The organism is Dapis brunnea BLCC-M229 (genome assembly GCF_050015995.1).
Lineage (GTDB): Bacteria > Cyanobacteriota > Cyanobacteriia > Cyanobacteriales > Microcoleaceae > Trichodesmium.
The window spans coordinates 1-9,801 of record NZ_JBNHEP010000312.1 but is presented as its reverse complement, the minus strand read 5'-3'; the positions used below and the strand labels follow the sequence as shown (position 1 = coordinate 9,801).

Genomic DNA, 9,801 nt, shown 5'->3' with positions numbered 1-9,801 from the left:
AAGCCCCAGTATTTTTGAACTATAATACACCATTTTAAGCTTGACACGGCAGTAGGTTTCTCCAAATCCACCACCGCCTAACTTATCGATAATTTTATAGCGACTGAGAAGTATTCTACCAATTAGTATATTTAGTATGAGTATTGAACATTCCTATTTTCTCATATTTTTATACACTAACCAATCCAGATTTTGAGTACAAAACCTATCGATTAATCCAATGAATAAGAACAAATGTTTTCTCACTATAGTTCCTATATTTGTTTGTAGGGAATCATTGTGAATTGCTTTGATCGGGAAAACCTTTAATCAATTGAATAGAATTTTTTTTCGGCGATTGCTACGCCACCAACGAATTAGTTTTAACCCCATAAAATAACTCAATATTCCTCCTATTATACCCATTACTAAACAACCTAAAAATAGAGATGTGATAAATTGAGTCCCATATTGCATTAACTCTGGAAATGAAAGTATACTTTCAGGTACAAACTCTTCTTGAGAGTTAAGTAACCATCGACCAACTTGAAAGTTAATTGCATATATTGGTAAATAAGTTAAGGGATTACTTACCCAAGTGCCAGCAGCAGCAGCAATTTTATGGCCTCGGACTAGGGTTGCTAATGCTACACCAACTATGGTTTGGATACCAAAGATAGGAAATAATCCAGCAAATACTCCTACTGCTAAACCTCTAGCAATATATTCGGGACTTTCCCGCATTCGGATAAAGCGCCACTGTAAGTATCGTCCATATCTATGCAACTTTGGTGGTTTATGTCTATTTGATGGAGATTTTTTTGTAGTTAGATTAGGTAGTAGTTGGTGTGGAATTTGTTGCAGGTTTTTTAACATACTTAAATCAATTAATTTGACATAGATACTTATAATAATAGAAAAACATAAACATGTTATAATTCTTGACCAATAAATAAGGTCAATAGCCTCACCTTGGCTGCGCCACGAGCTGTCGCTCTACAAGGGGATAGAAAAGGAAATTTAGGATTTTCTTGCCTCCCTATTACTGGAGGTACTTTTAACAAACTTCAGACCTAGGAGGCTAACTGATAACTGATAACTGATAACTGAAATGACTCCTGGAAATACTATTGCGGCGATCGCTACTGCTATTGTTCCCCAGCAAGGAAGTGTGGGGATAGTCCGGATGTCTGGTTCGGAGGCGATGAAAATTGCCAAAATTCTATTTCATGCACCGGGAAAGCAAGTTTGGGAGACTCATCGCATTCTCTATGGCTATATTCGCCATCCCAAAACTGGGCAATTAGTAGATGAAGCTTTGTTATTGATTATGAATAGTCCTCGTTCTTATACTCGTGAGGATGTAGTAGAGTTTCACTGTCATGGTGGAATTATCGCCATACAACAAGTATTACAATTGTGTATTGAGGCGGGGGCACGACTAGCTCAACCAGGAGAGTTTACTTTACGAGCTTTCTTAAATGGTCGATTGGATCTGACTCAAGCTGAAAGTATTGCGGATCTGGTGGGTTCTCAATCTCCTGCTGCTGCTCAAGTTGCTTTGGCTGGTTTACAGGGTAAGTTGGCTAGTCCAATTCGTCAGTTAAGAGCTAGTTGTCTGGATATTTTAGCAGAAATAGAGGCCCGCATTGATTTTGAGGAAGATTTACCGCCTTTGGATGAGTCTGAAATTGGTGAAAAAGTGGATAGTATTTTGGTTGATTTGTCAAGGGTATTAGGAACGGCAAGTCGGGGCGAGTTGTTACGAACTGGTTTGAAGGTGGCTATTATAGGACGTCCGAATGTGGGCAAGTCGAGTCTGCTGAATGCTTGGAGTTGTAGCGATCGCGCTATTGTGACGGATCTTCCTGGTACTACTAGAGATGTGGTGGAATCTCAGTTGGTCGTGGGTGGCATTCCGGTGCAGGTTTTGGATACGGCGGGTATTCGGGAAACTGAGGATCGGGTGGAAAAAATTGGGGTGGAGCGATCGTGCAGAGCTGCTGAGTCTGCTGACCTTGTTTTATTGACGATTGACGGGAAGGCGGGTTGGACGGAGTTAGATGAAGTTATTTATCAACAGGTCAAAAATAGTTCTTTAATTCTGATAATTAATAAAGTTGATTTGGTAAAGCCGGAATTAATTAAGTCTATTTTTTACCCAGAAACTATTAAAAATTTTGTGACTACAGCAGCTATTAATAATCAAGGAATTGAGGAATTGGAAGCGGCGATTATTAATGCCATAAATTTGGGTAATGTGCAGGCAGAAAATTTAGATTTAGCAATTAATCAAAGGCAAGCAGCAGCTTTAACTAGAGCTAAGGTAGCTTTGGAGCAATGTTTAAATACTATCAAAAATAATTTACCTTTAGATTTCTGGACTATAGATTTAAGGGGAGCAATTTATGCTTTGGGAGAAGTTACGGGTGAGGATGTAACGGAGTCGGTTTTAGATATAATTTTTAGTCGCTTTTGTATTGGTAAGTGATTTTTCAGCCGTTCTTTTTACTTCTCCCGTAGGGACGTTGCATGCAACGTCCCTACACACTCCCCTACTCCCCTGCTAAACAAAATCTGTGGAAGTTTTTGAGAAATGGTATTACTCCCTACTCCCCAACCACGAAAATCATACCCGCGCTTCAGCAACCCCATTTTTTAAAGTTTAGCCTCTTGCTCTTTGGCTAAAGATTTTGAAGTATAGCACTACGCAAATAGCTTAGGACATTTATAAATGCTCAAACTCAGTCAGCGATCGCTTGTGACTCCTGACTTCTAACTACTGACTTCTGACTTAAGCGTAGCACTGAGGAAATTATGAGAATTTTGATGACAATTTATGATAAATTGTGATAAAGTTTTACGTAACATAACAAAAGAAACACAAATATTCAGGTTAGAAGAAAAAGATGACTGGATTTATCAGAGGACTATTTGGGAACAAAGATGACAACCAACCAAAGGAAGCTTTCTTCCTAGATGCAGATAGCGCAAGTAGTCTTGGTGATGTAGACTTTATGCGGAAATCTAAGACAGTTAAGAGGAGCTATCCCAAAGCAGTAGGTAAGATTAATTTGATAGAAGGAGAGACAGAAAAGGCTGTTTCTTCTATGCAAATGAAACAAACTGTAGGAGAAACTAAACCTTCTTCCTATCCTTCTTATAGTTCTAGTACATCTACTCCTAGCACATCTGCTGCTAGTACATCTACACAACCTTTAACTCCGCCTACTCCTGTACAACCTCGTACCATTAGTAATTCTAATGATGGACTAGATTTCAAAAGCATGGCTCGTGATGTGAGGAAAAAGAGATAATTACTTTTACCACATAAATATATATAGCAAAAGTAATTATTATTAATTACCAAAAAATTGGGTTGAAAGCCTCGCCCTTCTAGGGCGACTTTTTAGTTGTTTTTTTTTGAATATATATGTTATCTTTGCTATTAGTCGCGGGCGGGCAGTCCGAGACAAAAAACGGACGCGGAGGCAAGCCTAAGACTTGCGTATAGTGAGCAGCAGCCAGTGAAACGTCAACCCACCGAAGAGCTTCGGCTCAGTAGGAATCCCTGTGCTTTTAGGTCTGGGAGGATGTCAATTGTAGATATTGAGTGAAAATATAGCAATCCAATTTAAGGTTTGAGACTTTAGCATTGAGTAAATTTATTGCACAATGGCAGAGTTTCAAGACTTACTAAGGATTGCTATACTTCTATTTGTGATTAATAACTTCTTGCCATTCTAACAAGACTGGCACGGTTATTTTGATTCTTGCTTGTTGGTTGGTTTTTAAAGGCAAATATAGAAAAACTTTGGCATTTGTTTTGATGCCAAACAAAACTTCTGGAAATTGATATTCACCCACGTTAGGAGCTGGTGCTTTTTCGGCAAAATTATCTCTAGCTAGGGATATTTTATCTTGACCATAACTAATTTTTAAAGGTTGTGGATGAGTAAATTCTACACTGCCAGGAAAACCTACTAAGCGCAGATTAATAGTATCTACTTCACCAGAAGTGAGACGTTTATAAAATACTACTTGCCATGGTTTTCTTTCTTGATCTCTTAATGTATGTTTGGCTTGATAAACTATCTGATTCGGTGCTTCTTCTATTTCTCGAATTAGAGCATTTGCTGAGTTAACTGTAAAGCTACCTTGATCAACTAATATCAAGAAAACTAATCCAATTATCAACATGATTTTGAATAAAAATTGTTTAATCATTTAATTAACTAGCTATTAGCTTTTCCTAGATAATGCTCCCTAAAAACCAGTCAGTAGAGTAGAGAGCAAAAAAAATATACTTGGCTAATTACTTAAAAGCCTTAACTAGCTGTTAGCTTTTAGCATTTATTTCCCAGGAGGCTTTTCATGTGAGTAGCAAACTGTTAACTGAAATGACCTCTATTTCAAAAAGCACATAATTAAGTCAAGCTAGATGGTTTGAGAATAAAAAAAGATACCTTTGAAAACTATTGAAAAGCTCTACATCGCTTGCTAATTCCTAACTAGTTTTTAATTCTCTCCTAAACCTAACTGTCCCCAATAACCAGTAAATATCCGACTGCCATCTTTCAGTACATGAATTTCTAGGCGATCGCTTGCCCAATTTAATTGATTTTTTAAGGCTGGATTAAATACTCTCACTCTTTGATTACTTGAAGAAACTAGAGAATTAGGAGAATGAATAGCTAGGGTTTCTACAAATGGTCCATCAATCAGAATATCTAAGTGAGACAATAATTCTTTAGCACCAACAGGTGCATTTTTAGATTGTAATTCTCTGAGAGTAAACCCACTAAAAGACATTACATTTAAACCTCTATATTTTAATATTTTTGCTAATTCTGCTAGTGCTGATGCTTGTAAAAAAGGTTCCCCACCAGAAAAGGTTACTCCTGTGTTTCGAGGATTATTTAATATTTTATTTGCTAGTTCTTCAATACTTATTAATTGGTGAATATCAAAAGACCAAGAATCAGGATTGAAACAGCCAGAACATCCGCGTTTACACCCTTGTACCCATACTACTGCACGGCAACCAGGACCATTTACTTCTGACTCATCAATATAGCCCATAATATTTAGATATCCTGGTGGAATTTCTAATGGTTTTGTTGTTGATAATTTAGCTGTTAGGTTATTCATATTTCAGTCCTTTTTTACGGCTTTTTTTATTATCAAAAAATCTAAATGCTATTTCTGTTTATAACGAACCGGAATGTTTGTATTTGTGTAAATATCATCTGCAAATTCTTGTAAAATCTCCTGACTAACACATTTGAGTTTTTGTACTGCATAAGGATGAAATTCTGTATGGTTTCCCCTAGCATCTAGTTGATGTTTTAAAGGTTTAGGGCGCCTGGGAGTGTTAAGTTGAATTTCATCAGGTTTTAGAGATTTTATTGAGCTAATATATTCGGCTTTGGTTTGAAGATTCCATGGAGATAATATCATTGTTTGAATAGCTAATTTACCTTGATATTTTTCTCTAAATTCTTGTATTCCTCCCCACATATCTGACAGGTTAAATGTTTTTGCTGGTCGATTAATTCCTTGTAGTTGTCTTTGGTTAACTGCATCAATTTTGATTGATACTTTGTCTGCTAAATTTAAGGCTAATCTAACTTCTAGATTGGTTAAAGTCGTACCATTTGTTAATATTAAGATTGGTTTGTTTGTTAATTTTTTCGTTTCTTTTAGAATGTCTTTTAAGTTCAGAGCTAATGTTGGTTCTCCACTGCCACTAAGAGTGATAATATCTACATCCCAAGGTGCAAATTTTTGTAATTCTAATAATATTTCTGCGGTAGAGACATAGATAGAGCGATCGCTTGTTTTTTGTTCGATTTCTCCTAGCTGACAGTAAACACAATTGAATGAACAAGTGGAAATTTTGCCTATGGGATCTATGCCTAGGGAGCGCCCATATCGCCAAGATTTTACTGGTCCATAAACTGGTATAAATTCATCAGTTGATTTTGTCATTATTTGATTTTATTTTTTACGATCATATCTATAATAATTATTGATGAAATTTACCTAATAATTAAGGTTTAAAGCTTCTCCTTTAAAGGAGAAACAAGCGGTCGTTTTGGCTGTCGCCGACATCAAAAGCGGAGCTTGGAGTAGGATGAGATGCTGAGGTCTCCTGGCTAGCCTCCAATCTCCCCTTGATCAGAAAAAATTTTCACGCTCCCCGTCAATCCAACCCGTTTTAGGGAGAGGTAATTATTCATTATCCATTATCCATTATCCATTAATGAAGGTTCTATATTTCAGTTTATTTATAGGAATTTTCAACATTATTAATAGCTGCCAATTAATTATTTGTCATTTGTCTCAAAAGAGACAAACTCAAACATGAACTTAATTTTTCTATTAGTTTATTATATATGCCAATCTTATTTGAAGTATTGTACTATACAAACAACCTTTTTTTTACATAAATTAATAATATTTATTTCTTTAAATTTGCTTTTACACGAGCAATCCTAAATGAGTTAGTGCTGGAAACCTAAGAGTTATAAACTTATCTACCATGAAAAAGTATAGCAGCAATAAAAGTATAGTTTAGGGCAGTAGAGATATTAGATATCCGTTTTTAACTAAGAGGCAACAAGTAACAGTTCAGCAATTAGTAATTAATTATTAATTATTAATTATTACCTCTCCTTGAAAACGGATAGGATTGACTAATCATGAAAATTTTTTCTTCTCAAGGGGAGATTGGATATGACTAGGTTTCCTCAGCATCCCATCCTACGGAATGCTGCGCAAACGACCGCTCTCAAGAGGAGATTGGATATGACTAGGTTTCCTCAGCATCCCATCCTACAGAATGCTGCGCAAACGACCGCTTGTTTCTCCTTTAAAGGAGAGGCTTTTTACCTTAATTATTCGCTAAAAGGCAATAATAAAACTTACTAATTTTGACTTACACTGCTATATATTCGGATTTAAAAATCAATTATTCTATTTATGTAGCAATCTTAGTTTTTTTAGGTAATACCCTAGAAAAAAGCGACAGCTCATCTGACAACAGGTAATACAAAATATCAAAAGTTTTGCTACATATATTTGGTAGTTAGGAGTCAGAATGATAAGAAGGAGTTAGGAGTCAGTAGTAAAGACTGTGAAGTACATTTATCTTTTTTATTCCTATTTTCTGTTGCCTCTCTTGGTCAGCATTCCCTTGCCTCTAGTCCACCCCGCGGGATCTGACTGCTGTTGCCTAAAACAAACGAATTTTGCACCTCATTCCTTATGGGAATTGCTATAGTCAACCATCAACAAATACCTGAAAAAACTCACTATCAAATAGTAATAACTATATCTAACATTAATTGTTGCCAAACATCCGAACTTGTCAAAGCATAAGCATCAAAATCATAACCATATTGTTGATAAAGACTGTTAAAACTATCCATCCAATGTTCAATAGTTTTTGTCATAGATAAAGGAGTATATTTCCCAGCTTGTCTTAAATATTTACCCATCTCAATTAAATCCCCATTTCGATGCGCCTGCCATGCTAACCAACTCAAAGTATAATAACGAGATTTTCCCTCTAATTGACGAATAGATTTTGATAAATTTGGTCTACTAAAAAAGTTATCTAAAACAGACATCATACTGGTAGCTTGTTGAGTAAATTTTCTCGTAGTATTGCAATGATGTTGACGATAACAATAAGTAATTTTTGGTAACCAAACTGCCTCACAACCATTAATCGATAAACGCAAAACTAAATCGATATCTTCTCCATGATGCCAACGAGTATCAAAACCTCCGGCACTTTTTATCCAACTTTTACGAAACATCATAGAAATAGTTACAGGTTTCCAAACTACCCAGGTTTCTAAATCTAATTCTAGAGAGTTATGCCATAATTCTATATCGGAAATTTTCTCTCCTTTTTCATTAATTAAACGCCATCCACTATGCACAATTCCCAGAGAGGGGCGAGCATCAAAAATAGCTACTTGTTTTGCCAGTTTATCTGGTAGGAAAAAGTCATCAGCATCTAGGAAAGAAATAAATTCTCCCCGCGCCATTTCTAAACCTAAATTTCTGGCGTGAGATACTCCTTTATTTTCTTGATAAACATAACGAAGTTTATCTAGATAAGGTTCTAAAACTTGACGAGTATTATCAGTAGAGCCATCATCAATAACTATTATTTCATAAGACGTATAAGTTTGGTTAAAAATACTAGAGATCGCCTCTAAAATATAGTGACCATTATTATAGGTGGCAATAATTACACTTACTCTTGGCGCTACTGGATTAAACATATTACTAATTAATTTTTTCCATTCTGGTAACTGACTAAAACTATAAGCATTAAATTGATTTCCCTCTTGACTATCGAGCTTAGTAAATAATTCTATCCAAGTACAAATTGCTGCTGTTGGAGAGTCAGAAGTATAATTCAAAGACTTCTGCAAATAAGTAGCCATTTCTGAGAAATTACCAGCTCTATATAAACGCCAACAATTCCAAAGTAGAGACCGATATTTTATCTGATTTTCTATTTGACGTATGGAAGTAGGCAAATTAGGTTTCTGGAAAAAGTCATCTAATAATTTTTCTAATTCATAAGTAATTTTTTCTCGGTTTTTCAACCCAGAGACACTACTATTCCGCTGTCGATAACAGACACAAACTTTCCGTAACCAAGTAGATTTTCCTCCGGTTAAAGCTAACCGCAAAACTATTTCTAAATCTTCTGGAATATATCGCGAGTCAAACCCTCCATTGACCTTTAACCATTCACTTCTAAACATCATCGCACTAGGCAAAGTCGCTTGCCACATTAACCAATTTTCTAAGTCTAGTTCTTCAGCATTTTTCCACGGTTCTACATCTTTAATAGTCTGACCTTTCTCATCAACAAATCTCCACCCAGTTTGCACCATTGTTAAAGTTGAATCTTCTGCAAAGCATCCCACTTGTTCGGCTAATTTTTCGGGTAGAAAAAAGTCATCCGCATCAAGAAAAGCAATATATTCTCCCTGAGCTATTTCTATACCATAATTCCGAGCAATTGATGGTCCTTGATTTTCTTGATACACATATTTAATTAGACCTCTTGCAAAAGTCAAAGTTAAATTTTGATTACTCGGTTTTTCCCGGGAATTTTGCTCTGTTTGGGAATATCTATTTCCTGTTGGAGAGTTCTCCGAGAAGTTGAAAATTAAATCTCGGTTACTTCCTGTTTTCTGGAAATTTTTATCTGCTTCGGGTTGCTTATTTCCTGTTGGAGAATTTTGGGATAAGTCTAAAGTTAAATCTCGGTTACTTCCTGCTTGCTGAAAATTTTTATCTGCTTCGGGTTGCTTATTTCCTGTTAGAGAATTTTGGGAGAAGTCTAAAGTTAAATCTCGGTTACTTCCTGCTTGCTGAAAATTTTTATCTGCTTCGGGTTGCTTATTTACTGTTGGGGAATTTTGGGAGAAGTCTGAAGTTGAATCTTGGTTACTTCCTGCTTGCTGAAAATTTTCATCTGCTTGAGGTAGTCTATTTCCTATTGGGGAATTTTGGGAGAAGTCTAAAGTTGAATCTCGCTTACTTCCTGTTTGCTGAAAATTTTTATCTGCTTTGGGTTGCTTATTTCCTGTTGGGGAATTATCCGAGAAGTTGAAAATTAAATCTCGGTTACTTACTGTTTGGATAAAATTTTCATCTGCTTGAGGTGGTCTATTTCCTGTTGGAGAATTTTGGTAGAAGTCTAAAGTTGAATCTTGCTTACTTCCTGTTTGCTGAAAATTTTTATCTGCTTTGGGTTGCTTATTTCCTGTTGGGGAGTTCTCCGAG

General features: G+C 35.9%; 7 protein-coding genes. 2 read left to right on the top strand and 5 right to left on the bottom strand.

Annotated features, from left to right (window positions below; genetic code table 11):
- Positions 1–309 precede the first annotated feature (309 nt).
- Positions 310–855, bottom strand: coding sequence for a DUF2062 domain-containing protein (locus ACP6PM_RS35850; protein WP_426591640.1), 546 nt, complete (start codon positions 853–855; stop codon positions 310–312).
- Between the two features lie 235 nt (positions 856–1,090).
- On the opposite strand from ACP6PM_RS35850, the gene mnmE reads away from it, so the two are divergent.
- Both mnmE and ACP6PM_RS35840 read left to right on the top strand, forming a co-directional pair.
- Positions 1,091–2,470 carry a tRNA uridine-5-carboxymethylaminomethyl(34) synthesis GTPase MnmE gene (gene mnmE / locus ACP6PM_RS35845; protein ID WP_426591639.1) on the top strand — a complete coding sequence of 460 codons (1,380 nt, stop codon included), beginning with the start codon at positions 1,091–1,093 and terminating at the stop codon, positions 2,468–2,470.
- Positions 2,471–2,888: 418 nt separating this feature from the next.
- Positions 2,889–3,296, top strand: a complete 408-nt coding sequence (locus ACP6PM_RS35840) for a hypothetical protein (RefSeq protein ID WP_426591637.1) — start codon at positions 2,889–2,891, stop codon at positions 3,294–3,296.
- A 397-nt stretch (positions 3,297–3,693) separates the two neighbouring features.
- Here the strand turns inward: ACP6PM_RS35840 and ACP6PM_RS35835 are convergent, their stop codons facing one another.
- The 4 genes from ACP6PM_RS35835 to ACP6PM_RS35820 all read right to left on the bottom strand — a co-directional run.
- Positions 3,694–4,179: a DUF3122 domain-containing protein gene (locus ACP6PM_RS35835; RefSeq protein WP_426591636.1), complete on the bottom strand. Its 486-nt coding sequence runs from the start codon at positions 4,177–4,179 to the stop codon at positions 3,694–3,696.
- Between the two features lie 318 nt (positions 4,180–4,497).
- A complete protein-coding gene (locus ACP6PM_RS35830) occupies positions 4,498–5,130 on the bottom strand; it encodes a 4Fe-4S single cluster domain-containing protein (protein WP_426591635.1) in 633 nt (210 codons plus the stop codon).
- 48 nt (positions 5,131–5,178) lie between these two features.
- Positions 5,179–5,970 carry a radical SAM protein gene (locus ACP6PM_RS35825; protein WP_426591634.1) on the bottom strand — a complete coding sequence of 264 codons (792 nt, stop codon included), beginning with the start codon at positions 5,968–5,970 and terminating at the stop codon, positions 5,179–5,181.
- Between the two features lie 1,328 nt (positions 5,971–7,298).
- On the bottom strand, positions 7,299–9,801 hold a 2,503-nt coding region (locus tag ACP6PM_RS35820; RefSeq protein ID WP_426591633.1), incomplete at its 5' end, for a glycosyltransferase family 2 protein.